Source organism: Asanoa sp. NPDC049475, from assembly GCF_040676915.1.
Classification (GTDB): domain Bacteria; phylum Actinomycetota; class Actinomycetes; order Mycobacteriales; family Micromonosporaceae; genus Asanoa.
The window spans coordinates 121,313-145,894 of sequence record NZ_JBFAPY010000004.1 but is presented as its reverse complement, the minus strand read 5'-3'; the positions used below and the strand labels follow the sequence as shown (position 1 = coordinate 145,894).

General features: G+C 71.2%; 20 protein-coding genes and 1 pseudogene. 13 read left to right on the top strand and 8 right to left on the bottom strand.

The genetic code is table 11. The features are described from left to right. Positions 1-169: 169 nt before the first annotated feature. A complete protein-coding gene (locus AB0J88_RS16160) occupies positions 170-1,189 on the top strand; it encodes a hypothetical protein (protein WP_364344128.1) in 1,020 nt (339 codons plus the stop codon). Between the two features lie 95 nt (positions 1,190-1,284). On the opposite strand, the gene AB0J88_RS16155 is transcribed toward AB0J88_RS16160, so the two are convergent. The 4 genes from AB0J88_RS16155 to AB0J88_RS16140 all read right to left on the bottom strand — a co-directional run bounded on the left by AB0J88_RS16155 (position 1,285) and on the right by AB0J88_RS16140 (position 7,105). After that, a complete protein-coding gene (locus AB0J88_RS16155) occupies positions 1,285-2,499 on the bottom strand; it encodes an alpha/beta hydrolase (protein ID WP_364344131.1) in 1,215 nt (404 codons plus the stop codon). 319 nt (positions 2,500-2,818) lie between these two features. After that, positions 2,819-4,732: a GAF domain-containing protein gene (locus AB0J88_RS16150; RefSeq protein ID WP_364344133.1), complete on the bottom strand. Its 1,914-nt coding sequence runs from the start codon at positions 4,730-4,732 to the stop codon at positions 2,819-2,821. Further along, entirely contained in the window at positions 4,717-5,499 is a 783-nt protein-coding gene (locus AB0J88_RS16145; protein WP_364344136.1) for a 3-hydroxybutyrate dehydrogenase, read from the bottom strand. Before AB0J88_RS16145 ends, AB0J88_RS16150 begins: the two co-directional genes overlap by 16 nt. A gap of 67 nt (positions 5,500-5,566) precedes the next feature. Beyond that, positions 5,567-7,105 (bottom strand): methionine--tRNA ligase, encoded by a 1,539-nt coding sequence (locus tag AB0J88_RS16140; protein WP_364344139.1) that lies wholly within the window; start codon positions 7,103-7,105, stop codon positions 5,567-5,569. 113 nt (positions 7,106-7,218) lie between these two features. On the opposite strand from AB0J88_RS16140, the gene ruvC reads away from it, so the two are divergent. The 8 genes and pseudogenes from ruvC to AB0J88_RS16100 form a co-directional block, all read left to right on the top strand. Beyond that, positions 7,219-7,746 (top strand): crossover junction endodeoxyribonuclease RuvC, encoded by a 528-nt coding sequence (gene ruvC, locus AB0J88_RS16135; protein ID WP_364344142.1) that lies wholly within the window; start codon positions 7,219-7,221, stop codon positions 7,744-7,746. Then, positions 7,743-8,342 carry a Holliday junction branch migration protein RuvA gene (gene ruvA / locus AB0J88_RS16130; protein ID WP_364344145.1) on the top strand — a complete coding sequence of 200 codons (600 nt, stop codon included), beginning with the start codon at positions 7,743-7,745 and terminating at the stop codon, positions 8,340-8,342. The genes ruvC and ruvA overlap by 4 nt, the downstream gene beginning before the upstream one ends. Then, positions 8,339-9,379, top strand: a complete 1,041-nt coding sequence (gene ruvB / locus AB0J88_RS16125; RefSeq protein ID WP_364344148.1) for a Holliday junction branch migration DNA helicase RuvB — start codon at positions 8,339-8,341, stop codon at positions 9,377-9,379. The genes ruvA and ruvB overlap by 4 nt, the downstream gene beginning before the upstream one ends. 131 nt (positions 9,380-9,510) lie before the next feature. Continuing rightward, positions 9,511-9,873 (top strand): preprotein translocase subunit YajC, encoded by a 363-nt coding sequence (yajC, locus tag AB0J88_RS16120; RefSeq protein ID WP_364344594.1) that lies wholly within the window; start codon positions 9,511-9,513, stop codon positions 9,871-9,873. Positions 9,874-10,091: 218 nt separating this feature from the next. Further along, positions 10,092-12,005, top strand: a complete 1,914-nt coding sequence (secD, locus tag AB0J88_RS16115) for a protein translocase subunit SecD (protein ID WP_364344151.1) — start codon at positions 10,092-10,094, stop codon at positions 12,003-12,005. Between the two features lies 1 nt (position 12,006). Continuing rightward, positions 12,007-13,221 (top strand): protein translocase subunit SecF, encoded by a 1,215-nt coding sequence (secF, locus tag AB0J88_RS16110; protein ID WP_364344154.1) that lies wholly within the window; start codon positions 12,007-12,009, stop codon positions 13,219-13,221. A gap of 5 nt (positions 13,222-13,226) precedes the next feature. Next, entirely contained in the window at positions 13,227-13,760 is a 534-nt protein-coding gene (locus AB0J88_RS16105) for an adenine phosphoribosyltransferase (RefSeq protein ID WP_364344157.1), read from the top strand. Between the two features lie 855 nt (positions 13,761-14,615). After that, positions 14,616-16,865 (top strand): annotated as a pseudogene (locus tag AB0J88_RS16100) (bifunctional (p)ppGpp synthetase/guanosine-3',5'-bis(diphosphate) 3'-pyrophosphohydrolase); the annotation flags it as partial. Between the two features lie 54 nt (positions 16,866-16,919). Here the strand turns inward: AB0J88_RS16100 and AB0J88_RS16095 are convergent. Then, on the bottom strand, positions 16,920-17,750 hold the full coding sequence (locus tag AB0J88_RS16095; protein WP_364344160.1) for a peptidylprolyl isomerase: 831 nt from the start codon (positions 17,748-17,750) through the stop codon (positions 16,920-16,922). 46 nt (positions 17,751-17,796) lie between these two features. Beyond that, complete coding sequence (locus AB0J88_RS16090) at positions 17,797-18,729, bottom strand: peptidylprolyl isomerase (RefSeq protein ID WP_364344163.1); 933 nt, start codon at positions 18,727-18,729, stop codon at positions 17,797-17,799. A gap of 188 nt (positions 18,730-18,917) precedes the next feature. Between AB0J88_RS16090 and AB0J88_RS16085 the strand changes: the two genes are divergently transcribed. Both AB0J88_RS16085 and hisS read left to right on the top strand, forming a co-directional pair. After that, on the top strand, positions 18,918-19,622 hold the full coding sequence (locus AB0J88_RS16085) for an MBL fold metallo-hydrolase (protein WP_364344166.1): 705 nt from the start codon (positions 18,918-18,920) through the stop codon (positions 19,620-19,622). A 5-nt stretch (positions 19,623-19,627) separates the two neighbouring features. Continuing rightward, on the top strand, positions 19,628-20,944 hold the full coding sequence (gene hisS, locus AB0J88_RS16080; RefSeq protein WP_364344169.1) for a histidine--tRNA ligase: 1,317 nt from the start codon (positions 19,628-19,630) through the stop codon (positions 20,942-20,944). 92 nt (positions 20,945-21,036) lie between these two features. Here the strand turns inward: hisS and AB0J88_RS16075 are convergent, their stop codons facing one another. Then, the gene (locus tag AB0J88_RS16075) at positions 21,037-21,546 is read right to left on the bottom strand and encodes a PaaI family thioesterase (RefSeq protein WP_364344172.1); all 510 of its coding nucleotides are present in this window, start codon (positions 21,544-21,546) and stop codon (positions 21,037-21,039) included. A gap of 56 nt (positions 21,547-21,602) precedes the next feature. Between AB0J88_RS16075 and AB0J88_RS16070 the strand changes: the two genes are divergently transcribed. Together AB0J88_RS16070 and AB0J88_RS16065 are read left to right on the top strand one after the other, a co-directional pair. Next, positions 21,603-22,082: a helix-turn-helix domain-containing protein gene (locus tag AB0J88_RS16070; RefSeq protein ID WP_364344175.1), complete on the top strand. Its 480-nt coding sequence runs from the start codon at positions 21,603-21,605 to the stop codon at positions 22,080-22,082. 505 nt (positions 22,083-22,587) lie between these two features. Continuing rightward, a complete protein-coding gene (locus AB0J88_RS16065; protein ID WP_364737909.1) occupies positions 22,588-24,162 on the top strand; it encodes an MFS transporter in 1,575 nt (524 codons plus the stop codon). A 112-nt stretch (positions 24,163-24,274) separates the two neighbouring features. On the opposite strand, the gene AB0J88_RS16060 is transcribed toward AB0J88_RS16065, so the two are convergent. Beyond that, positions 24,275-24,550 carry an antitoxin gene (locus AB0J88_RS16060; RefSeq protein WP_364344181.1) on the bottom strand — a complete coding sequence of 92 codons (276 nt, stop codon included), beginning with the start codon at positions 24,548-24,550 and terminating at the stop codon, positions 24,275-24,277. Between the last annotated feature and the right edge of the window lie 32 nt (positions 24,551-24,582).

Below are 24,582 nucleotides of genomic sequence, written 5' to 3'. Positions count from 1 at the left end.
TCCGTCTCCCCCCGATAGATCTACGTCTTGATTACGAAACGGACCAGGTTCGTATCGCATGGGAAAGCTACGCCTAGGAGATGCGATACGGAACGGTCTCGTATTAAATTGTGAGCCCCGTCACGACAGGGACTTGCGGGGCAGCCCAGGCCGGCGATGATGGTGATGGATGCGCGCGAAGGAGGGCGCCGTGGTCGACCTGCTGCCGAAGATGCCCCCGGAGGCACCGGACGGCTACGTGTCGTTCGTAGGCCGCCATCTCACCGCGCTACGCCTGGAGTCAGCCCAACTGGCCGGCGACGCCTGGCACGCGGAGGAGATCTATCCGGAAGCCCTGACCGACGTAGCGGCCCGGTGGCAGTGGCTGGAACTCCTGTCCAGATGGGGCCGGCCGCGCGCGGCGGACGACTACCTGCGCGAGGTGCTGACGAACCGGGCCAAGCGCTGGCGCGCGGAGCAGATCTACGAAGTGGAGATGGTGGTCCTGCGCGCGGACCCCGCGGAAGCCGCGGACGGAGCCGGCGGCGCGCGGGGGTGGAACGGGGTCGCGAGTGACCCAGACGACGGCCGGCCGGGTCCGGGCGGCGTGGGGGATCCGGCGGGGACCGCGGACCGCGTGTGGGGCCGAAGCGGGGGCGCGGACGGCCGGTCGGGTTCGGACGGCGTGGATCCGGCCCGGGTGGTGGACCGCCTGTGGGGCCGAGGCGCGGCGATGGACGGCCGGTCGGGTTCGGACGGCGTGGATCCGGCCCGGGTGGTGGACCGCGGCTGGGACCCAGGGGCCACGGACGGCCGGTCGGGTCTGGACACCGTAGGGGATCCAGCTCGGGTCGCGGACGGCGTGCGGTGTGGGCCGTCGGGCGGAAGCCGGCTCGGTAGAGATTGGGCCGGGGAGCAACCGTGGCAGCAACGGCCGCCGATGGCGCCGTTCACGGCCGGCTCGGTGACCACGTCGAGCGCCGGCCTGGCGAGATACCGCCGGACCGGACCGGGACGCAGCAGCATCGGCGCGCGCCAGGCGAGGTTCCTCAGCCCGAAACGGCGCCCGCCGGCACCGATCGCGGAGGCGGCGATCGCCTGGTGGCACGCCTACGTGGCCCAACGCCGCCGCAAGCGCGTGGCCGCAGTTATCGGGGTGATCCTGCTGCTAGCGGCCTTGACGAACCTCCGAGCAACCGGTCGCATGTAAGAGCAGGCGCCCGTCCTAGGATGCTCTAGGGGTGTGACCGGTACCAAAGGACACGCATCGTCCTCGAGGCTGGCGTCCCGTCAGAGCCGCGCGGATCAGGCGGCTGAGCGTAGTGAGCGGAAGAACTCGCGGATGTCCGAGACCAGAGCCGAAGGCTGTTCCAGGGCCGCGAAGTGTCCGCCCCGCTCGTACTCCGTCCATCGCACGATGTTGTTGGTCCGCTCAGCGATGTGCCGCATCGGGATGAAGTTGTCCCGGGGGAAGACCGCCAGGGCGGTAGGAGCGCCGGACGGCTCCGGCGGCCCGCCCCAATAGGCCGCGTGCGCGCGCTCGTAGTAGATGCGGGCCGACGACCCCGCAGTGCCGGTCAGCCAGTAGAGCATCACGTTCGTCAGCAGGTGGTCACGGTCGATCGGGCCGGAGCGCGGATCCGCCCACTCCGTGAACTTCTCCGCGATCCAGGCCAGCTGCCCCACGGGGGAGTCGGTCAGCCCGTACGCGAGCGTCTGCGGCCGGGTCGACTGGATGTCGGCATACCCCTGACGATCTCGAAGCCACTCCCGCGTACGAGCCCACGACGCCAGCAGCCGTCCCCGTTCGCCCGGGTCCAGCGCCACCAGTTCGGCGGCCGTTGGTTCCGTGGTGGCGTGCGCGCCCGGCAGCAGGTTCAGGTGCACGCCGATCACCTCGTCGGGCCGCGTGCGTCCCAGCTCACGGGAGATGACACTGCCCCAGTCGCCACCCTGGGTGCCGTAGCGCCGGTAACCGAGGCTCTCCATCAGCGAGCCGAAGGCGGCGGCGACCCGGCGGTGCTCCCAGCCCGTCTCGTGCGTCGGCCCGGACAGCCCGAACCCGGGAATGTGCGGCAGCACCAGGTGAAAGGCGTCAGCGGGGTCGCCACCGTGCGCCCGCGGATCGGTCAACGGCCCCACGACCTGGCTGAACTCCACGATCGACCCGGGCCAGCCATGGGTCATGATCAGCGGGGTGGCACTCCCAAGCGCCGCGCCCACGGCTGTCACCGCACCCGCCGTGATCTGACCGGCAGCATCGTCGATCACCATCGCTGTCGTCGCCCCGACCAACAGGACCAGCAGGGCAGAGATCGCTGCCGCCGAGCATGCCACATAGGACGCCCGCGCCTGGTCGATCGCTACCGCCGCGAACCGGTCCATCAGCCGGAAATTGAAGGAGATCAGTTTGCCGAGTGCCGGATCGTTGATCTCGTTGGCGATGGCCGCGAGTTCCCGGCACTCACGCTGGCGTTGTTCCCAGCGCCGCTTCCGAGCACGGTGGAACTTAGACGTCATTAGAGGTGTGGCACCGGCAGCCAGGAGCAGGAACAAAGAAACGATCAGTAGCGGAAGGCCGAGCACTCCCTGGGTCGCCCGGTCAAAAACGATCACCAGAACAGTCAGGCCAGCCGCGGCTGCGGTGAGGAGGATCGCCAGCCAGACACCCGTCTGCGTGGCCCTCCGCCGGTCGTTCGCGATGACCTGCTCCAGCGTCCTACGGCCCATCACCCAGGAATCTTCGACCGGGCCGGACCTTTCGACAGTTTGTGTCACGGCGGACATCGTTCACCCCTGATGCGGCCGGGACAGTCAGATCAAAGACGCTGAATGACCACTACGCCGACGGGCCGGTGCGGAGTCGGTGCAGGCGGAGGGCTAGCTGCACCTCCAGTGCCCGCTCGGGCTGTTGCCAGTCCGTGCCGATCAACTGGCCCACCCGTTCCAGGCGCTGCGTGACCGTGTTGACGTGCACGTGCAGCAGCTCCGCCGCTTTCGCCAGGCCGCCGCCCACTCCGAAGTACGCCTCCAGCGTGCGCACCAGCGCCGTGCCCCGCCGCACGTCGTAGTCCACCACCGGTCCGATCGCCGACGCGATGAAGCGGGCCACCTCCCCGTCGCCCGCGGCGCCGGTCGTGCCCAGCAGCAGGCCGACGAAGCCCAGCTCAGACGCACCCGCGCCCTCGCCGACCCGGCCCAGGGCCGTCAGCGCCGACAGACACCGATCCGCCTCCGCGAACGCCGCACCCAGGGAAGAAGGCCCGGTGGACGGCCCGCCGGCGCCGGCGGTCATCGGGCGTCCGGACACCCGTGCGGCGTCCTTCGCCACCAGCCGCGCCGCCGCCCCTGGGTCGCTCCCGGGCAGCATCAGCAGGATGCGGCCGTCGCGGGCGGCGGCCAGGCCACCCCGCGACAGCGCGTACGAGGTCGCCCACGACAGCACCCGCGCGCGGCCGGCCGTGTCGTCCCCGACCGCCACCAGCACCTGCGGCGCGTCCAGGTCGACCCCGAGCCGCCGGGCGCGCGAACGCAGCGACTCCGCGTCGCGGACCGGCCGGGAGACCAACTCGTCGAGCAGCTCACCCCGGACCCGCCCCTCGGCCTCGGCCACGGTGCGGCGGAACAGCAGCAACAACGCCGTGACCAGGGCCGCCCGTTCGAGGATCCGCTGGTCCGCGTCGACCAGCTCCGCGGTCGGCCGCAGCACCAGCGCGCCGAGATCCTCGGTGCCCGCGACCACCGCCGCGTACCAGCTGTCGCCCCGGCGGACGGATCGGCGCTCCGCGCGGGATGCCGCGACCGCCTCGGCCAGAGCGACCCGGTCAGGCTCGGAGATCGTGCCGACGCGGGCCAGTTCGCGGCCGTCGGCGTCCAGCGCCAGCAGCGCGCCGCCCAACACCTCCGTGACCGCGGCGGTCACGTCCTCGACCCCGCCTCCGCGCAGCACCAGCGCCGTCATCCGGTCGTGCGCCGACGCCGCCCGTTCCACCGAGCTGCTGTGCGCCTGGATCGTCGCGTTGGCGGCCGACAGCTCCGCCAGCGCCACCCGCGTCTCCGTGAGCAGCCGCGCGGTGTCCAGCGCCACCGCCGCGTGCGCGGCCAGCGAGCCGAGCAGCGCCACCTCCTCGCGGGCGAACGGGCGCGCGGAGCGGTTGGCCGCGTACAGCACACCCAACGACGAGGAACCCAGCCGCAGGGGTACGCCGAGGATGGCGACCAAACCCTCCTCGCCGACGCCGGCGTCGATCTCGCCGGTGTGCCGGAAGCGCTCGTCGGCGTGGTAGTCGGCGGTGACGTACGGCGTGCCCGTCTGCGCGACCAACCCACCGAGGCCGGCACCTAGGGGGAGCCGCAGCCGCTGGAACCGGGCCGACACCGAGCCGTCGGTGACCCGCATGTAGATGTCGCCGCGGTCGTCGTCGTTGAGCGTCAGGTAGGCCACGTCGGCGCCGAGCAGGGTCCGCGCCCGGTGGACGATGGCCCGCAGCACGTCGTCGACGTCGCGCAGCCCGGCGAGGTCGGCGGCGGTGTCGACCAGCCCGGAGAGCTCGACCTCGCGCTGCCGGCGCCGTTCCAGCAGGGAGCGCACCCGCAGCGCGGCCAGTTTGGCGCGCTCGAGGTCGGCGACCTGGTCGGGTGGCAGCCCGGCCGCGCGGGCGGCCAGCAGCGGACCCTCGAACTCGACCGCCGCGGCCTCCCGCGCCAGCAGTTCGAGAAACTCTCCAGTCATGGCGCTCAGCTTGCCGTCCATCCCCCGTCCATGGCGATCGAGGCCCCGGTGATGAAGGATGCCGCCGGGGTGCACAGGTACGCCAGCAGCTCCGCGACCTCGGCCGGCTCGACCAGGCGCTTGAGCGCCGACCGGGCCAGCAGGATCGACGAGAGCACCTCGGACTCGGGGATCCCGTGGGTGCGGGCCTGGTCGACGATCTGGCCCTCGACCAGCGGCGTACGCACGTACCCGGGATTGACGCAGTTCGCGGTGACCCCGTGCGGGGCGCCCTCCAGCGCGATGACCTTGGAGAGGCCCTCGACGCCGTGCTTGGCGGTGACATAGGCCGACTTGTACGCGGACGCGCGCAGCCCGTGCACCGACGAGATCGTGACGACGCGGCCCCAGCCGCGCTCGTACATGTGCGGCAGCGCACGCCGGACCAGCCGGAACGGCGCCTCGACCATGACCCGCTGCAAAGCCGCGAAGGTGTCCGGCGGGAACTCCGGCAGGGGAGCGACGTGCTGGAAGCCGGCGTTGTTGACCAGCACGTCGACGTCGGCGTCGATGCGCTCGATGGCGTCGCCGTCGGTGAGGTCGAGCTCGACCGCCACGCCGCCGATCTCGGCCGCCACCTCCTGAGCGGCCGCCGCGTTGCGGTCGACGACCACGACCTTCGCGCCGGCGGCCGCGAGCCGGGTCGCGCAGGCGCGCCCGATCCCGCTGCCGCCCCCCGTCACCAGGGCGGTGCGACCGGTGAGGTCCAGCCGTACGACGTGGTGGTCAGCCACCCGATCTGCTGCCATGGCGCATGAATGTACGAGCGTTTGCGGGTCGCTCCCATGGCGTGCCGCCACACACCTCCCCCCGGTGCTATGTGGCAGGGATGTCGATGCGCGGGAAGATCGCGGCGGGCTTCTCGACCGCCGTGCCGGCCATCCCCGCCAGCCAGGTGCCCGGATCGAGCCGGTAGGCCGTCGGCTGGCCGAGCGCGACCAGGATCTCCCCGGCCGCGTCGGGGAGGAACGGGCGCAGCAGCACGGCCAGGGCGCGGACCACCCCCGCGGTGTGCAGCAGGCAGGTGTCGAGCCGCTCGGCGTCCTCGGGCCGCTTGGCCAGGTGCCACGGCGCGTGCTCGTCGACGTACGCGTTGGCCTGCCCGACCAGGGTGTTGAGGTGTTGGACGGCCGAACGGTGGTCGTAGCCGGTCAGGGCGGCGTCGACGGCGCTGGCGGCCGCCGCGACCGCGTCGCCGAGCCCGCCGGGAACGGCGCCCGCCGGCACCACGCCGCCCCGGTAGCGGCCGATCATGCTGGTCACCCGGCTGACCAGGTTGCCGAGGCCGTTGGCGAGGTCGGTGTTGTAGGCGGCGACGATCCGTTCCTCGGTGACGTCACCGTCACCGAACGGGGCGAAGGTGGCGAGCAGTGCATATCGGACGGCCCGCGCTCCGTGCCGGCTGATGAGCTCGTCCGGGTCGACCGCGTTGCCGAGGCTCTTGCCGAGCTTGCGGCCGCCCGCCGTGATGTAGCCGTGCACGACCAGGTCGGTCGGCAGCGGCAGGCCGGCGGAGAGCAGCATCGCCGGCCAGTAGACGGCGTGGAACCGGATCACACCTTTGCCCATGACGTGTACGCGCTGCGTCGCGTCGGCCCAGAACCGCTGGTAGCGCGGGTCGTCGGCGGTCCACCCGAGGGCGTTGGTGTAGTTGGTCAGCGCGTCGATCCAGACGTACATCACCTGGCTGTCGTCGCCGGGCACCGGGATGCCCCAGCCGTGCGCGCGCTCCGCGGACCGCGACACGCTGATGTCCGCAAGGCCCGCCCGGACGAACGAGATGACCTCGTTGCGCCGCGTCTCGGGGTGGATGACCAGTGCGCCGGACTCAAGGCATTTGAGTAGGTCGTCCTGATAGCGGGAGAGCCGGAAGAACCAGTTCTGCTCGCGTACGCGCTCAGGCTCGGTCAGATGCTCCGCGCAGCGACCCTCGACGAGCTCGGCCGGCTCGTAGAACTGCTCGCAGCCCACGCAGTAGAGCCCCTCGTAGGCGCGCGGGTAGAGGTCGCCGGCCGCCTCCATCCGGCGCCACATCTCCGTCGCGCCGGACAGGTGCAGCGGGTCGACGCTGGTGCGCACGAAATGGTCGGGCACGCAACCGAGTGCCGAGGCCAGGTGCTGGAAGGTGCGCGCGTTTCGTGCGACGAGATCGGCGGTCGACATTCCCGCGGCTTCCGCGGCGAGCACATTCTTGAGCGCGTTCTCGTCGGATCCGGTGAGGAAGAAGACGTCGTCGAGCTTCGTGCGCATGAATCGCGCGTACGCGTCGGTCTCCACGAACTCCAGCGCGTGACCGAGATGGGGGCGCGCATTGACGTACGGAATCGTCGTCGAAATGAATCCGGTCTTCTCCACACCGTCAACGCTAGTGAGCCCTGCCACCGGATTTCGGGCACCGGTGTGTCCGTCCCGCGGCCGCTCGGGCGACCCGTAAGGTGTCGAACACACGTACAAGGGGGAGGGATCGCGTGCGGGTGCTCGGCGTCGACCCGGGGCTGACGCGCTGCGGCGTCGGCGTGGTCGAGGGTGTGCCCGGCCGACCGTGCACATTGGTCGCCTACTACGTGGTCTACACCGACCCGGCCGACGACCTCGCGCTGCGGCTGCTGCACCTCGACCGCACCCTCGGTGAGCTGGTCGCCGAGCACAAGCCGGTCAGCGTCGCGGTCGAGCGGGTGTTCAGCCAGCACAACGTGCGCACGGTGATGGGCACCGCCCAGGCCAGCGCGGTCGCGGTGCTGGCGGGAGCGCGGGCCGGACTGCCGGTGTCGACGTACACGCCGAGCGAGGTCAAGGCCGCCGTCACCGGTTCCGGCCAGGCCGACAAGGCTCAGGTGACCGCGATGGTGACCCGGTTGCTGCGGCTCGACGCGCCGCCGAAGCCGGCCGACGCGGCCGACGCGCTGGCGCTGGCCATCTGCCACATCTGGCGGGGTGGCACCAAGGCGAAGATCGAGGCGGCGGCCGTCGCCGTCAGAAGGGCAGGTCGAAGGTGATCGCCAGTGTGAGCGGGGTCGTCGCCGCGGTGTCGCCGGACGGCGCGGTCATCGAGGTCGGCGGCGTCGGCCTGGCCGTCCACTGCGCTCCCGGCACGCTCGCCGGCCTGCGCCTGGGCCAACCGGCGCGGCTGGCGACCAGCCTGGTCGTGCGGGAGGACTCGCTGACCCTCTACGGCTTCGCGGACGACGACGAGAAGCACCTCTTCGAGCTGCTCCAGACCGCCAGCGGCGTGGGGCCGCGGCTGGCCCAGGCGGTGCTGGCCGTGCACCACCCCGACGTGGTGCGCAAGGCGATCGCCAACGCCGACACCGCGACGCTGACCCGGGTGCCGGGCATCGGCAAGAAGGGCGCGGAGCGGCTGGTGCTGGAGCTGCGCGACCGGATCGGCCCGATCGCGGTCGGCGCCGACGGTGCGTCCGGTGTGGTCGGCGCGGTCTGGCCCGAGCAGGTCCGCCAGGGTCTCGTCGGGCTCGGCTGGTCGGCGGCGCAGGCCGACCAGGCCGTGGCCGCGGTGGCCGAGAAGGCGACCGGCTCCGAGCCCGTGCCGACCCTGTTGAAGATGGCGATCCAGCTGCTCGGCCGGACCCGATGAGCGAGATCTCCGCGTACGTCGCCGAGGGCGAGCAGGACGCCGAGGCGACCGTCCGTCCGAAGCGGCTGGCCGAGTTCATCGCCCAGCACCGGGTCCGCGACCAGCTCGACCTGCTGCTGCGCGGCGCGATGGGCCGCGGCACCCCACCGGACCACATCCTGCTGTCAGGGCCTCCCGGCCTCGGGAAGACCACGTTGGCCAACATCGTCGCGGCCGAGCTCGGCAGTGGGATCAGGGTGACCAGTGGGCCGGCGATCGAGCGCTCCGGTGACCTCGCGGCCATCCTGACCAGCCTGGCGACCGGCGACGTGCTGTTCATCGACGAGATCCACCGGATCGCCAAGCCCGCCGAGGAGCTGCTCTACTCGGCGATGGAGGACTTCCGGGTCGACGTGGTGGTCGGCAAGGGGCCGGGCGCGACCGCGATCCCGCTCGACGTCGAGCCGTTCACCCTGGTCGGCGCCACCACCCGGTCCGGCCTGCTGACCGGGCCGATGCGCGACCGGTTCGGGTTCGTCGCCCACCTCGACTTCTACGCCGCGGCGGACCTGGAGGCACTGCTGCACCGGTCCGCGCGGATCCTAGGCGTGCCGATCACCGACGAGGGCGCGGTCGAGATCGCTGGGCGGTCCCGGGGCACCCCGCGCATCGCCAACCGGCTGCTGCGCCGGGTCCGCGACTACGCCGAAGTCCGCGGCGACGGCACGGTCACGCTGGCCACGGCCAGGGAGGCGTTGACGGTGTACGACGTCGACGCACTGGGCCTCGACCGGTTGGACCGGGCCGTGCTGCGTGCCCTGGTCGACTCGTTCAAGGGTGGCCCGGTGGGCCTGTCGACGCTGGCCGTGGCGGTGGGGGAGCAGCCCGACACCGTCGAGGAGGTGTGCGAGCCGTTCCTGGTCCGGGCGGGGCTGCTGGCCCGTACCCCCAGAGGTCGGGTGGCCACCGACGCGGCCTGGACGCACCTCGGGCGGACCCCGCCCGCGGGGTCGAATGCCCCCGCCGATCTCTTCGGCTCCGACCAGCGTTTTCCGTGATCCGAAAGTGACCCGCGCGGCATTCGGCGTTCTCAGCCAGACCGACTAGACTCGCCGCGGTCCGTAGGGGACGACTTTTCGCCTGCGCCCGGCGACCCCCAGCCCGGCAAAGGCCAATGGGAAGGTTTTCAATCGTGCTCGCAGCACCTGCCTCCGGAGGCGGCGGCTTCCTGCCTCTCCTCATGATCGTTCTGCTCTTCGGCGTCATGTATTTCATGATGATCCGCCCCCAGCAGAAGCGTCGCCGGGAAGCCCAGCAGATGCAGTCCACCCTCGGCCCCGGCTCCGAGGTCGTCACGATCGGTGGCCTCCACGGCACCGTCGTCGAGACCGACGCGGAGACCGTCACCCTCGAGGCCGCGCCCGGCACGCACCTTCGCTACGCGCGCCAGGCCGTCGCCCGGGTGATCAGCAGCAAGAACGAGGTGCCCGAGCCCGCGTCGCCGCCGGCCGCGGAGACGATCACCTCGCCGGTCGAGCCCGTCAAGGACTGACGCGCTCGGCTGATGCCGGGGCCGGCAGCCAACTCCCAGCCACCCCGGCATAGCCTTGCGCTGCAGGCCGGGCTTTCCCCCGGACCGATCGACTGTGATGGATAATCACGCCGGCTCCGTCCCCGCAGAGCCGGCGTACCGCGCCTGCCCGGCGTGACCGCTGAATCGACCCGCGCCGCCGCGCCCGCGACGGCCTCAGCACAGGGAGACCCGCTGCCGTGGCACCACCTCAGCGACAGATGCACCCCGGACGGCAGATAGCCATCCTCGCGGGCATCTTCGTCATCCTCTACTCCCTGGTGTTCTTCGCGGGCGCCAGCGGCAGCGTGCAGGATCGGCTGCATCCGAAGCTGGGTCTCGACCTGGTCGGCGGCACCCGGATGACGCTCCAGGCGACGACCGCGGGCAACCAGCCCCCGTCGGCCGAGTCGCTCGACGAGGCCCGCGACATCATCGAGCAGCGGGTCAACGCGCGCGGTGTGTCCGAGGCCGAGGTCGTCAAAGAAGGCAACCGCAACATCGTCGTCTCCCTGCCGGGCAAGAACGCCGACCTGAGCGGCATCGCCCAGACCGCCGAGCTGCGGTTCCGCAAGGTCCTGAACATCACGAACGGCACCGGCCCGGCTCCGGCGCCCTCGGCTAGCGCCACCCCGGCGCCGGGCGGCTCGGCCACCCCGAACCCGAGCGGCACGCCGTCGGCACCCCCCGCCGCTACCGGCGCCCCGACGTCCACCGCGACGCCTGGCACCGGCGGCACGGGCGGCGGCGCCGAGGCGCCCGCGACACCGACGCCGACTCCCACCGCGACCGCCACGCCGAACCCGGCGCCCACCGGCTCGGCCGCACCGGCCCCGGTGCCCGCCGACGTCGAGGCGGCCCGCAAGGCGGTCGAGACCAAGGTCGGACCGGCGGCATGGGCGGCGGCCAGCTCCCTGCAGGCGCCCGACGCGGGCACCGACCCGGCGATCGCCGAGGCGCTCAAGCCGTTCGGCTCCCTGACCGGGCCCGAGGTCGCGGTGCTCACGCCGCAGATGCAGTTCAACGTGCCCAACATCACCTGTGAGCAGCTCGACAAGCGGCCCCCGGGCTCGATCAGCAAAGAGGACCAGCAGGCCATCTCCTGCCAGGGCGGCGGGAAGTACCTGCTCGACGTCGCCAAGGTCTCCGGCACCGACGTCGGCAACGCCACCGCCCAGCTCGACCAGCAGGGCCAGTGGGTGGTCAGCCTCGACTTCAAGGGCGACGGCCAGGAGAAGTGGACCGCGCTGACCCGCGAGGCCTACCAGAACAGCGGCCAGACCTGTGACCAGGCCACCCTGGAGAACGGCAACTGCCTGGTCGCCGTCGTCCTCGACAACGGCATCATCTCGGCGCCCGAGATCCAGGGCGTCCTGACCGGCGACTCGCAGATCTCCGGCAGCTTCGACGCGAACAGCGCCGAGGACCTGGCCGGCGACCTCCGCTACGGCGCGCTGCCGCTGACCTTCACCCAGGCCAACCAGGAGAACCTGTCGCCGACGCTCGGCGCCGAGTACCTCCGCGCCGGCCTGATCGCCGCGGGCCTCGGCCTGCTGCTGGTCGCGATCTACGCGTTCTTCTACTACCGCCTGCTGGGCACCGTGATCGTGCTGAGCCTCGTGCTCTCCGCGGGCCTGGTCTTCGGCGCGCTGGTGTTCCTCGGCCGGCAGATCGGCTTCACGCTGACCCTCGCCGGCATCGCGGGCTTCATCGTCTCGCTAGGTGTGGCGGCGGACTCGTTCGTCATCTACTTCGAACGTCTGAAAGACGAGATCCGCGAGGGCCGGTCGCCGCGCAGCGCGGTGCCCCGGGCCTGGGCCCGTGCCCGCCGCACGATCATCTCCGCCAACGCCATCTCGATCATGGCGGCGGTGGTCCTCTACATCGTCTCCGTCGGCACGGTGAAGGGCTTCGCGTTCGCGCTCGGCCTCGCCACCATCCTCGACCTGGTCGTGGTGTTCCTCTTCCGGCACCCGATCATGACGATGTTCGCCAACACCAAGGCGTTCCTCTCACCGCGGGTCAGTGGCCTCGGCCGGATCCTCGAACAGCACAACGATGACGACGGCGACAACCCGCGTACGCGCTCGCCGCGGCGTGCCAAGGAGGCCTGAGATGTCAAAGTCGGGTTTGGCCAACCGGCTCTACCGCGGTGAGGCCGGTCTCAACCTGATCGGCAAGCGGAAGCTGTGGTTCGGCGTCGCAGGTGCGCTGATCCTGGTCGCGCTGCTGAGCTTCGGCATCAACCGGTTCTCGCTCGGCATCGAGTTCGCCGGCGGCAACCAGTTCATCATCCCGGCCAGCCAGAACGTCGACCTCAACAAGGCGCAGGACGCGGTCAACAGCGCCCTGGCCGACAACGACGCCGACGCCACGGCCCTGCCGGCCACCCAGGTCGGCCGCGGCGGTGACACGTTCTACGAGATCCGCACCTCGGTGCTGGACCCCGAGGCGATCACCGACGTCAAGGCGCAGATCGCGCAGGAGCTCGGCATCCAGCCGAACGACATCAACGACAGTGCGGTCAGTGCGGCCTGGGGCAAGCAGGTCACCGAGCGCGCGCTGCTCGGCCTGGTGATCTTCGTGGCGCTGGTGATGGTCTACCTGATCCTGCGCTTCGAGTGGCGGATGGCGGTCGCGGCCGTCTCCTCGCTGTTGCTCAACCTGGTGCTGACGGCCGGCCTCTACTCTTTAGCCGGGTTCGAGGTCACGCCGGCGACGATCATCGGTTTCCTCACCATCCTCGGCTTCGCGCTCTATGACGTGGTCGTGGTGTTCGACAAGGTGCAGGAGAACACCAGAGGCATCACGGCGAGCAGCACGACGACGTACGGCGAGGCCGCCAACCTCGCGATCAACCAGACCCTGATGCGGTCGATCAACACCGGTCTGGTCGCGTTGCTGCCGGTCGGTGGTCTGCTGATCGCCGGTCTGTCCGGCGCGAGCACCCTGGCCGACCTCGGCCTCGTGCTGTTCGTCGGTATGGCGGTCGCGGTCTACTCGTCGATCTTCTTCGCCACGCCGGTCCTGGTCACGCTCAAGGAATTCGAGCCGAAGATCCAGGCGCACACCAAGCGCGTGCTGGCCCGCCGGGCGGCGATCGCCCGCGGCGACGTCGCGCCGAAGAAGGGCGAGGCGGTGCCGGCCGGTGCGGCCGCGCGCCAGCCGCGGCAGGCCGCGCCCGAGAGCGCCGAGAGCACCGAGGTCGGCGCGCTCGCCGGCGGGGCACCGAAGGTGGGCGCCCGGCCGAACGCGGCGAAGCGCTCCGGCGGCGGCAGCCGCGGCGGGCGTCCGGGGGGCAACCGCCCCGGTGGCGCGAAGCGCCGCTGACCCGGATGGACGAGAAAGCAGTAGCGGAACTGGTGGCCGGGCACGTCGTCGACGTGCCCGACTTCCCGCACGCCGGCATCCTCTTCAAGGACGTCACGCCGTTGTTCGCCGACGGGCCGGCGTTCCGTCAGGTGGTCGACGCGATCATCGAGCACCACGGGCGGTCGACGTTCGACGTGGTCGCCGGGGTCGAGGCCCGCGGCTTCCTGCTCGCCGGTGCCATCGCGTACGCGACGGGCACCGGAGCGTTGGCGGTGCGCAAGGCCGGCAAGCTTCCCCGCGAGGTGCTGGCCGCGTCGTACGCGCTGGAATACGGCGAGGCCACCCTCGAGGTGCACCGGGACGCCCTCCAGCCCGGCGCGCGGGTGCTGGTCGTCGACGACCTGCTGGCCACCGGCGGCACCGCGGAGGCGGCACTGTCCCTGGTCGAGCAGGCCGGGGGAATGGTCGCCGGCTTCAGCGTGTTGATCGAGTTGGCGTTCTTGAACGGACGGGACCGTCTCGCTCCCCGCGACGTACATGCCCTTTTGACCGTTTAGGTCCGGCTCTGCCCCTCCGAGCGGGATCGGCCGTACGGGTAGAGTTGGGGGTGCCCGGTCCCGACCGGCACGGATCGCCGCCACCTGGCTAGCGCAGGTGTTGCCGGCCCGATACGGTCGGTGGATCGCGAGGTGTTGAGGAGGCCGGTGTCCCACGACGTCGCCCCATCGGTGGCGGGCTCGACGCGCCCGACCGGCGAGGCAGAGCACACGACCGGGCAGGCGACGCAGTCGTCCCCGGCCGGCACTGACGCACGCCCAGAGACGACGAGCGAGGCCAACGGCGCGTCCGCCGCGCCGATCGTGACCGCCGCCCGTCCTGGCGGCAACGTTGGCTCGGCCGCGACGGTCAGCCCTGACTCGGAGGCTCCGGCGGAGGCCGGCACCCGGAAGGCGGCACCCCCGGAGGCGAGCGCGAACGGCGCGGCGCCCGCGAAGTCGGAGAGCAGCGCGCGCGGCGCGGCCCCCGCGAAGGCGACGCCCGCGGAGGCGGAGGCCGGTGCGCACGGCGTGGCGTCCCCGAAGACGGAGACTCGGGACGCGACGGACGCCGTCGCCCCGGACCGGCTGGTCCCGGGGAGCGGGTCCATCGCGCACCGCGGGTCGGACGCGGCCACCACGGCCTCGAGTGCGGCCGAGGACTCGGGTCGCGCGGCCAAGCGCGTATCCCCACAGGCTGTTGATCGTGAAGTTGATCCGGTCGCCGAGGACACTGTCGAGTGGCCGGCCAACGGCCGTTCCCCCTACGAGGTCGACGACGAGAGTGACGGTGTCGTCGTCCAGCTCCGCGAGCGCGCCGGCACCACCCGCGACCCGGCCGGCGAGACCGGCACCGGCTTCGGCCTGGCCGGCACGCCGACCGGTCGGCGGGTGCGCGCCCGGCTCGCCCGGTTCAACGCTCCCTGGCAGGCGCCGCAGGTCAGCGAGGTGCTCGAGCCGCTGATCGCCACCCACCGGGCGAGCCACCCCAAGGCCGACGCGCGGCTGCTCCAGCGCGCCTTCGACATGGCCGCGCGGTGGCACTCCGGTCAGTACCGCAAGTCCGGCGACCCCTACATCACCCACCCGCTGGCGGTCGCGACCATCCTGGCCAACCTCGGGATGGACACGACCACGCTGGTCGCCGCGCTGCTGCATGACACGATCGAGGACACCGACTACACGCTCGAGTCCATGCGCAGCGACTTCGGCGGCGAGGTCGCGCTGCTGGTCGACGGCGTCACCAAGCTCGACAAGGTCAAGCTCGGCGACGCGGCCAAGGCCGAGACGATCCGCAAGATGGTCGTCGCGATGGCCAAGGACCCGCGCGTCCTGGTGATCAAGCTGGCCGACCGGCTGCACAACATGCGCACCCTGACCTTCCTCCCGCGGCCCAAGCAGGAGCAGAAGGCCAAGGAGACCCTGGAGATCCTGGCGCCGCTGGCCCACCGCCTCGGCATGAACACGATCAAGTGGGAGCTCGAGGACCTCGCGTTCGGCACGCTGTTCCCGAAGCGGTTCGAAGAGATCAACCGCCTGATCGGCGAGCACCAGCCGCAGCGGGAGGCGCTGCTGCGCCAGGTGACGCAGAAGGTGCACACCGACCTGCGCTCCGCGAAGATCAAGGCGGAGACCACCGGGCGGCCGAAGCACCTCTACTCGATCTACCAGAAGATGATCGTGCGGGGTCGCGACTTCAACGACATCTACGACCTCGTCGGCGTCCGCATCCTGGTCGAGACCGTCCGCGACTGCTACGCGGCACTCGGTGTGATCCACGCGAACTGGCAGCCCGTGCCGGGCCGGTTCAAGGACTACATCGCGATGCCGAAGTTCAACATGTACCAGTCGCTGCACACGACGGTGATCGGCCCGACCGGCAAGCCGGTCGAGATGCAGATCCGCACGTACGCGATGCACCGCACGGCGGAGTTCGGCATCGCGGCGCACTGGAAGTACAAGGAGCAGAAGGGCGCGACGATCGTCGGCCCGCCGGCCCACATCGACGAGATGACCTGGTTGCGGCAGCTGCTCGACTGGCAGCGGGAGGCCAGCGACCCGAGCGAGTTCCTCGACGCGCTCCGGTTCGACCTCTCCAGCCAGGAGGTCTACGTCTTCACGCCCAAGGGCGACGTGATACCGCTGCCGACGGGCTCGACCCCGGTCGACTTCGCGTACGCGGTGCACACCGAGGTCGGCCACAAGTGCATCGGCGCCCGGGTCAACGGGAAGCTGGTGCCGCTGGAGTCGACGCTCTCCAACGGCGACGTGATCGAGATCTTCACGTCGAAGTCCGACACGGCCGGCCCCACGCAGGACTGGCTGGGCTTCGTCAAGTCGCCGCGGGCGCGCACGAAGATCCGCCAGTACTTCAACAAGGAACGCCGCGAAGAGGCGATCGAGGCCGGCAAGGACGCGATCGTCAAGGCGATGCGCAAGCAGGGCGTGCCGCTGCAGCGTATGCTGACGACCGACAACCTGATGACGATCGCGCGCGACCTGCACCTGGCCGATGTCGCCTCGCTCTACGCGGCGGTCGGCGACAACCAGGTCTCCGCGCAGTCGGTGGTCCAGCGGTTGATGGCGGGCTACGGCGGCGAGGAGGGCGCGGCCGAGGACCTGGCCGAGACCGCCGTCGCGACGCGGCCGCCGCGCAGCCGCACCGCCGGCCACGACCCCGGCGTCGTGGTCAAGGGCGTCAGCGACGTCTGGATCAAGCTGGCCCGCTGCTGCACTCCGGTGCCGCCGGACTCGGTCTTCGGCTTCGTCACCCGCTCCGGCGGGGTGTCGGTGCACCGCGACGACTGTGCCAACGCCGAAGACCTGAAGGCGCAGCCCGAGCGCGTGCTCGAGGTGAGCTGGAAGCTGACGTCGGCGTCGACGTTCCTGGTCGCCATCCAGGTGGAGGCCCTCGACCGGCACAAGCTGCTGGCCGACGTGACGCGGGTGCTGTCCGACGAGCGGGTCAACATCCTGTCGGCGACGGTCACCACCACCCGCGACCGGGTGGCGGTGAGCCGGTTCAGCTTCGAGATGGCCGACCCGAAGCACCTCGGCCACCTGCTGGCCGCGGTCCGCAAGGTCGACGGCGTCTTCGACGCCTACCGCGTGACCTCCGGCGCCTGAGCCGCCGCACAAAAAGCGCCGCCCCGTGGGGGCGGCGCTTTCGTGTGAGCGGGATCAGGCGGCCGGAGCGGCCACCGTCAGCGTCTTGATCTCGATGTCGCTCTTGGGGTGGCCGCCGCCCGGCGACGGGTCGAACGCGCCGTCGTGGCCGGCCTCGGTGGCCTTCTTGATGTTCTCCAGGCCCTTGGTGACCTTGCCCAGCACCGTGTAGTCCGGCGAGAGCTCGACGTCCTGGTAGATGAAGAAGAACTGCGAGCCGTTGGTGTCCGGGCCGCTGTTGGCCAGGGCCACCACGCCCTCCGGGTACGCCGGGCGCTGGTCGACCGGCAGGTTCTCGTTGGCGTAGCGGTAGCTCGGGCCACCCGTACCGTCGGAGTCGCGGTAGCCCTTGCCCTTGGCCGACGGGTCACCGCACTGGAGCATGCCCGGGAACATCCGGTGGCACTTGGTGCCGTCCCAGAAGTTCTTGCTGGCCAGGTAGCTGAAGCTCTCGGCGCTGCACGGCGACTTCGCCAGGTCCATCGTGACCTCGACCGGCCCGAAGCTCGTGTCGACGGTCATCACCTGGGTGCCGGTGGACGGCGGGGTGGTGGTCGGCGGGACTCCGACGTCCTTGGTGGTCGGCTGCCGCTGGTCGGCCGGGACCTCGCTCCAGACGCAGGCGACCGGCGCCGCGGACGGGTCAGCGCCGGCAGTCGACTTGTCGTCGCCGCCCATGCTGCTGACCAGCCAGATCACGCCGCCCGCGACGATCAGCAGCGCCACGCCGGCGCCGATGATGGCCTGCCGCTGGCGACGCTTGTGTGCGACGGCCTGACGGTCGGCCATCTCTTGTGCGAGTCGGGCCCGCGCCGCCGCGCGCTGCCGCTCTCTCGTGGACGTCACGGGGACTCTCCTCCTGCTTCCGCGCTCAGGCGTTTCCGGGGTGACCTTAGCTCGCGTTCGACGGCGTGCCCGTCGCCGCGCCGCTCGGGGGCGCGGTCGTGGACGGGGTCGCCGAGGGGTTCGCCGGTGACGGCGTCGGGGTGTTGTCGCTCGGATCGCTCTGCACCGCACCCACGGTCAGCGTCTGGATCGTGATGTCCGTGGACGGCTTGACCTTGTTGCCCTTGCCGTCGTCGACGGTGCTGATCTTCCCGATCTTGTCGAGCACGTCAGTGCCGCCGGTGACCTTGCCGACGATGGCGTACGCCGGCTCGGTGGTGGGGGTGAAGTCCTTGAAGAAGATCAGGAACTGGCTGCCGTTGGCGCCCGGCGGGTTCGGGTAGAGCGCGACGGTGCCGGCCGGGTACGTGGCCGGGGTGCCCGGGGCGGGCGAGGCCGACGGCGACGGGGTCGGCGCGTTCGTCGGCACGTTCTCGTTGGCGAACGTGTAGGTCGGCCCACCGAGGTTGGTGCCCTTCGGGTCGCCGCAGTGCAGCGCGCCCTCGGTCGTGATCTCGTGGCACTTGGTGTTGTCGTAGAAGTTCTTGCCGGCCAGATAGGTCAGGCTGGCACTGCCGCAGGGCGCGGTGGCCAGGTCGAGCTGGACCGTGATGTTGCCCTGGTTGGTGGTCAGCGCCATGTCGCGGGTGCCGAACGTCGGCACGTCGGTGGTCGAGGGCAGGCCCACGTCCTGCGCGTCGACGTTGACGCCGGGCTCCTGCGGGGTCCACACGCAGACGTCGGTCGCGGTGTTGACGGGCTCCTTGTCGAACCCGCCGAGCGCCCAGAAGGCGCCGACGCCGATCAGCACCAGGGCGAGCGCGCCTCCGAGGCCGGCCTGGATGCGACGCTTACGGCGCAGCACGGCGGCCCGGCGGGCCAACTGCCGGTCGAGTTTGGCACGCGCGAGCTTGCGCTGCCGATCTCTGCTGGATGCCACCGGTGCTCCTCTTTCGGGTGTGCCTCGCGCCACAAACGTCCGGGAGAGCATACGGGCAAACGCTGGGAGCATGGTGAGAGGTCCTGCGGTTTGAGCGATCGGAGATCGTGATTGCCGCGGTGCCTGCCTGCGCGTAATCGGCGTGCGCCGACCGCTACGCTGGTCACAGCGACCGGAAGGGGACGACTGTGCTGATCACGGGTTTCCCGTCCGACGTCTTCGGCACCAACTGTTACGTGGTGGCGACGGCGCCGGGCGAGCAGTGCGTGATCGTCGACCCCGGCATCGGCGTCGAGAAGCGCCTCGACGAGGTCCTCGCCGACCACCGGTTGACGCCGGCCGCGGTGCTGTTGACCCACGGCCACCTCGACCACACCTTCTCCGTCGCGCCCGTCTGCGGTGCCAAGGGCATCCCGGCATACGTGCACCCCGCCGACCGCGAGCTGCTCGCCGACCCGGCCAAGGCGCTTTCCATGGACCCGGCGCGGCTGTTCGGTGGCCGGTTCACCTACTCCGAGCCCGACGACGTCGCGCCGCTCACCGACGGCGAGGCGCTGACGATCGCCGGGCTCGAGATCACCGTCGACCACGCCCCCGGCCATACCGGCGGGTCGGTGCTCTTCCGGCTGCCGGCCGGCGCCGCACGGGGCTGGGACGCGGACGAAGTCTGCCTCTCCGGTGACGTGCTCTTCGCCGGCTCGATCGGGCGCACCGACCTGGCGGGAGGGAGCATGACGGCGATGACGGCCAGCCTTCGTGATCGGATCCTCCCGCTAGCCGACGACACCATCGTCCTGCCGGGTCACGGCGAGGCGACCACGATCGGCCGGGAACGCGCGACCAACCCGTTTCTCCTGGAAGTCATGCGACCGGCCCCGACCAGAGGGCTATGACCAAGATGAGCAAGCCACGGCCGATCTCCGGCTTCCCGGAGTGGTCGCCGCCGCAACGCATGATCGAGCAGCGCTTCCTTGACAAGATCAAGAGCGTTTTCGAGTTGTACGGGTACGCGCCGCTGGAGACCCGGGCCGTCGAGCCCCTGGACCAGCTGCTGCGCAAGGGTGAGACCTCGAAGGAGGTTTACGTCCTGCGCCGTCTCCAGGAGGATGCCGGCTCGTCCTCGGAGGACTCCCTGGGGCTGCACTTCGACTTGACGGTGCCGTTCGCGCGCTACGTGCTGGAGAACTCGGGCAAGTTGAACTTCCCGTTCCGGCGCTACCAGATCCAGAAGGTGTGGCGGGGCGAGCGGCCGCAGGAGGGCCGCTACCGCGAGTTCGTCCAGTGCGACATCGACGTGGTCGACCGGGACACGCTGCCGGCGCACTACGAGGCCGAGATGCCGCTGGTGATCGGCGACGCGCTCGGCTCGCTGCCGATCCCGCCGGTGACCATCCAGGTCAACAACCGCAAGGTGTGCGAGGGCTACTACCGCGGCCTGGGCATCGGTGACCCGGAGGCGGCGCTGCGGGCGGTCGACAAGCTGGACAAGATCGGGCCGGAGCGGGTCGCCGCGTTGTTGACGGAGACCGCGGGAGCCACGGAGGCCCAGGCCAAGGCCGTGCTGGCACTGGCGGGGATCTCGTCGACGGACGCGTCGTTCGCCGACTCGGTGCGCGCGCTCGGGGTCAGCGACCCGCTGCTCGACGAAGGCCTGGCCGAGCTGGTCCAGGTGGTCGAGACCGCCGCGGCGTACGCGCCGGGTCTGTGTGTCGCGGATCTGAAGATCGCCCGTGGCCTGGACTACTACACGGGGACGGTCTACGAGACGCAGCTTGCGGGTTTCGAACGGTTCGGTTCGATCTGCTCGGGCGGCCGCTACGACAACCTGGCGACGTCGGGCAACGAGCGCTTCCCGGGCGTGGGCATCTCGATCGGCCTGACCCGGGTCCTCGGGCTGCTGTTCGGCGCCGATAAGCTGGCGATCTCCCGTTCGGTGCCTACCTGTGTCTTGGTCGCGCTGTCCGACGAGGAGCACCGGCGCTCGGCGGACGGGATCGCGGCGGCCCTGCGCCGGCGGGGAATCCCCACCGAGGTCTCGCCGACGGCCGCGAAGTACGGCAAGCAGATCCGCTACGCCGAGCGGCGGGGCATCCCGTTCGTCTGGTTCCCGGGCGAGCCGGACTCGATCAAGGACATCCGCTCGGGCGACCAGGTGGAAGCCGACCCAGCAACGTGGTCACCGCCAGCGGCGGACCTCTACCCGACGATCAACTAGCTCCGGGCTTTGGCCTCCGGGCTCCGGCCTCCGGCCGCCGGCAGGGGGCCGGGGGTCTTCGTCCGACGGTCGGCTGGTAGCTCGGTCGGCGATCAGCTAGGAGGGATCTCGAAGAGCAGGCAGGTCGACGTCGCGTGGGCGACGAGTCGTCCCGCGGCGTCGGTCAGCCTGGCCTCGCCCAGCGCGGTGCGCCGGCCGCGCTGGATCACGGTGCCGACGCAGGTCAGCATCTCGGAGCCGACGGTGACGGGGCGCAGGTATTTCACCGACAGGTCGACCGAGGTGTAACCGACACCGGCCGGCAGCGTCGTGTGCACGGCGCAGCCGGCCGCGGTGTCCAGCAGGGTGGCGATCACGCCACCGTGGACGCTGCCGAGCGGGTTGTAGTGGTATTCGCGCGGTGGCATCTCGACCGTGACCCGGCCTTCTTCGGCGGTCAGCCGGGTCATCCCGAGCAGCTCCATGACCGGGGGCGGCGGAAGCTCGCCGGCGATCATCGACCGCAGCAGGCTCAGGCCGCTGGTCTTGCCGATGAGCGCGGCGTTGGCGGCGGGGTCGGACCAGGAGAAGGTACGGCTGCGCTCGACCTGCGTCTGAGTCATGGACCCAGGGTGGCAGTCTATTGCTGGGTCTGTCAACGAGACTTAGGGTGGTCGGCATGAGCGCGCGACCGGAAGCCCTGGAGTGGTCCGTCGACAACTGCACGGTAGGCCGGGCGATGGAGATCCTCGGGGAGCGCTGGACGTTCGTGGTGCTGCGCGAGATCGCCAACGGCATCCGGCGCTTCGACGACATGCGGGTGCGCACGAACATCCCGCGCCAGGTGCTGACGAACCGCCTGGCCGTGCTGGTCGACAGTGGTGTGTTGCGCAAAGAGCCCTACCGGGATCCTGGGACTCGGGTGCGCCACGAGTACCGGCTCACCGAGATGGGCTTCGACCTCTGGCCCGTGATCGTGGCCGTCTTGCAGTGGGGGGACCGCTATCTCGCGGATCCCGTGGGTTCGCCGCTGACCACCGTGCACCGCGACTGCGGTGAGCGGGTTGGCTCGGTCCTGCGGTGCGCGGCAGGCCACGACGTCGACAACCCCCGCGACGTCATCGCCCGCCCGGGGCCGGGCGCCCGCCGCCGCAGTTGATCCTGCGGCTCCGCGAGCTGGTGGATCCGACCGGTCTCGCCGTTGACGCCGCGGGCCGCAGCCGCAGCTGATGCTGCGGCTCCGCGAGCTGGTGGATCCGGCCGGTCTCGCCGTTGACGCCGCAGCCGCAGCCGCGGGGAGCGGGTGAGCTCGGTCTCGCGCTACGTCGGCGGCTGACAATGTCGACAAACGAGGCGACATGATCGGTCGCATCGGTCTTGAGGCCGCAGTCAGCGATCTCGCGGGCGCTGATCAGCGGGCCGGCGCTCGGTCGCCACCGAGCCAGGCCGTGAGTCGCCGCGATCTTGGGCGCCGGGTTCCGAGGTCAAGCGGCGACGCGTGGGGTCTTCTCTGTTCTGGCCTTGGCCACCGCGGACCTGGCAGCGGAGCGAAGCGGAGCGGTCTCCGGCGGGAGCGACGGTCCGGACCACCGCGGACCCGGGACAGGCCTGCCCGTCCCATGATCGTCGGGTTAGGACGTTTCACTCCGGGTAGCGTGACCATCGTGCCGTCGCGAAGCGGGTCTGCGTGGACTCCGTTGTCGGTCGCGACGTTTCGGTGGTTGTGGCTGGCGCTGCTCGCGTCCAACATCGGCACCTGGATGCAGACCGTCGGGGCGCAGTGGCTGCTGGTCGACGCACCCGATTCCGATGCGTTGGTCTCGTTGGTGCAGACCGCCAGCATGCTGCCGATCGTGTTGCTGGCACTGCCGTCCGGTGCGTTGGCCGACACCTTCGACCGGCGGCGGATGCTGCTCACCGTGCAGGCCGCGCAATGTGCCGTGGCGGTGCTGCTGGCCGCGTTGACCGCCGCCGACCGGATGCCGCCCGCGTTGCTGCTGACGTTGACCTTCGCGCTCGGTGCCGGGCAGGCGTTGACCGTGCCGGCGTGGCAGGCGGTCATCCCCGAGCTCATGCCACGGGCGCAGCTGCCGGCCGCCTCCGCGCTCGGGGCGATCAGCCAGAACCTCGCCCGCGCGATCGGTCCCGCCATCGCCGGTCTGGTCATCGCCACGCTCGGCGTCGCGGCGGTGTTCGCGCTCAACGCGCTGTCGTTCGTCGTGTTCGCGGCCGTGCTGCTGTGGTGGCGTAGCCCCGACGGGGATGCCGGGCCGCCGGAGCGGTTCGCGGCGGCGGTCCGGGCCGGTGGGCGGTACGTGCGGCATTCCGTGGTCGTCCGCCGGATCCTGCTGCGCGCGGCGCTGTTCCTGCTGCCCGGCAGCGCCGTCTGGGCCCTGCTGCCGCTGGTCGCGAGCCGCCGGCTGGGGCTGGGGCCGGGCGGCTACGGCCTGCTGCTCGCCGCCCTCGGTGTCGGCGCGGTGGCCGGCGCCGCCGTGCTGCCCCGGCTGCGCCAGCGGCTCTCGCCGAACCGGATGATGTTCGTCGCCGCCGTGCTGTTCGGGGCGGCGACGATCGTGGTCGGCCTGGTCCGGATCGAGCTCGTGGTGGCGCTCGTCCTCGTGCCGGCCGGCGTCGCCTGGGTCACCGTGCTCTCCAGCGTCAACGCGAGCCTTCAGCTCTTCTTGCCCAACTGGGTACGCGCCCGCGGCCTCGGCATCTACCAGATCGTCTTCGCGGGCGGGCAGGGCGTCGGCGCGCTGCTGTGGGGTCTGCTGGCCGAGGCGACGAACCTGCCGATCGCCCACCTGGCCGCCGGCGCCCTGATGCTGGCCGGCGCGGCGACGGTGGTCCGCTGGCCGCTGCGCGACGTGGCGGGGCTCGACCGGGAACCGACCTCGTACTGGGCGGAGCCGCACCTCGACGTCGAACCCGTGCGGTACGGCGGTCCGGTGCTGGTGATCCTCCGCTACCAGGTGGCGGCGGGGGACGAGGTGGCTTTCCGAGCGGCGATGGACCGGGTACGGCTGTCGCGTCGGCGCAGCGGGGCCGTCCGGTGGGGGTTGTTCCGTGAGGGGGAGCACGGGGATCGGTTCGTCGAGGTGTACCAGGTGGCTTCCTGGGACGAGCATCGACGGCAGCACGACAACCGGCTGACGGGCGCGGACCGCGAGATCGAGGCGGCGGCGCGGGCGTTGGCCGGCGGGCCGCCGGAGGTCACGCACCTGCTGCCGGCGGATTGACCGCGTCGGCGCTCCTGCCACGGATGTGGACATGCGGGCCGCGCGCCCCCCAGCGCACGGCCCGCTTGCCCCGCCGTATCCCGGTGTGCCCGCCGGGAACGGGAAACCCTGGTTAGCGGTTGCGGTTGTTGTTGCGGTTGTTGCCGCGGTTCTGGCTGTTGTTGCGGTTCTGGCCGTTCCGGCTCTGGCCGGTCCGCTCCTGGGTCATCTGGTCGCCACCCTTGCGCGCGGCGTCCTGAGCCCGGTCGACCTTGTCCGCGAACTTGCCGTTGGTCTTGGCGTCGATCGCGTCCCCGGCCTGGTCGATGCGCTGGTCGCGCTCGTCCTTGTCGGCGATCTTCTCTTTGGCCTTGTCGACGGCGTCACCGAACTTGTCGCTGATAGCCATTGCCAGCTCCCTCCGAGGCACGGCCGCCCCAC

Coding starts and splice junctions, on each gene's coding strand:
- AB0J88_RS16160 (WP_364344128.1), top strand. CDS start 170: ATGCGCGCGAAGGAGGGCGCCGTGGTCGACCTGCTGCCGAAGATGCCC.
- AB0J88_RS16155 (WP_364344131.1), bottom strand. CDS start 2,499: ATGACGTCTAAGTTCCACCGTGCTCGGAAGCGGCGCTGGGAACAACGC.
- AB0J88_RS16150 (WP_364344133.1), bottom strand. CDS start 4,732: ATGGACGGCAAGCTGAGCGCCATGACTGGAGAGTTTCTCGAACTGCTG.
- AB0J88_RS16145 (WP_364344136.1), bottom strand. CDS start 5,499: ATGGCAGCAGATCGGGTGGCTGACCACCACGTCGTACGGCTGGACCTC.
- ruvB (WP_364344148.1), top strand. CDS start 8,339: ATGAGCGAGATCTCCGCGTACGTCGCCGAGGGCGAGCAGGACGCCGAG.
- secF (WP_364344154.1), top strand. CDS start 12,007: ATGTCAAAGTCGGGTTTGGCCAACCGGCTCTACCGCGGTGAGGCCGGT.
- AB0J88_RS16105 (WP_364344157.1), top strand. CDS start 13,227: ATGGACGAGAAAGCAGTAGCGGAACTGGTGGCCGGGCACGTCGTCGAC.
- hisS (WP_364344169.1), top strand. CDS start 19,628: ATGAGCAAGCCACGGCCGATCTCCGGCTTCCCGGAGTGGTCGCCGCCG.
- AB0J88_RS16075 (WP_364344172.1), bottom strand. CDS start 21,546: ATGACTCAGACGCAGGTCGAGCGCAGCCGTACCTTCTCCTGGTCCGAC.
- AB0J88_RS16070 (WP_364344175.1), top strand. CDS start 21,603: ATGAGCGCGCGACCGGAAGCCCTGGAGTGGTCCGTCGACAACTGCACG.
- AB0J88_RS16060 (WP_364344181.1), bottom strand. CDS start 24,550: ATGGCTATCAGCGACAAGTTCGGTGACGCCGTCGACAAGGCCAAAGAG.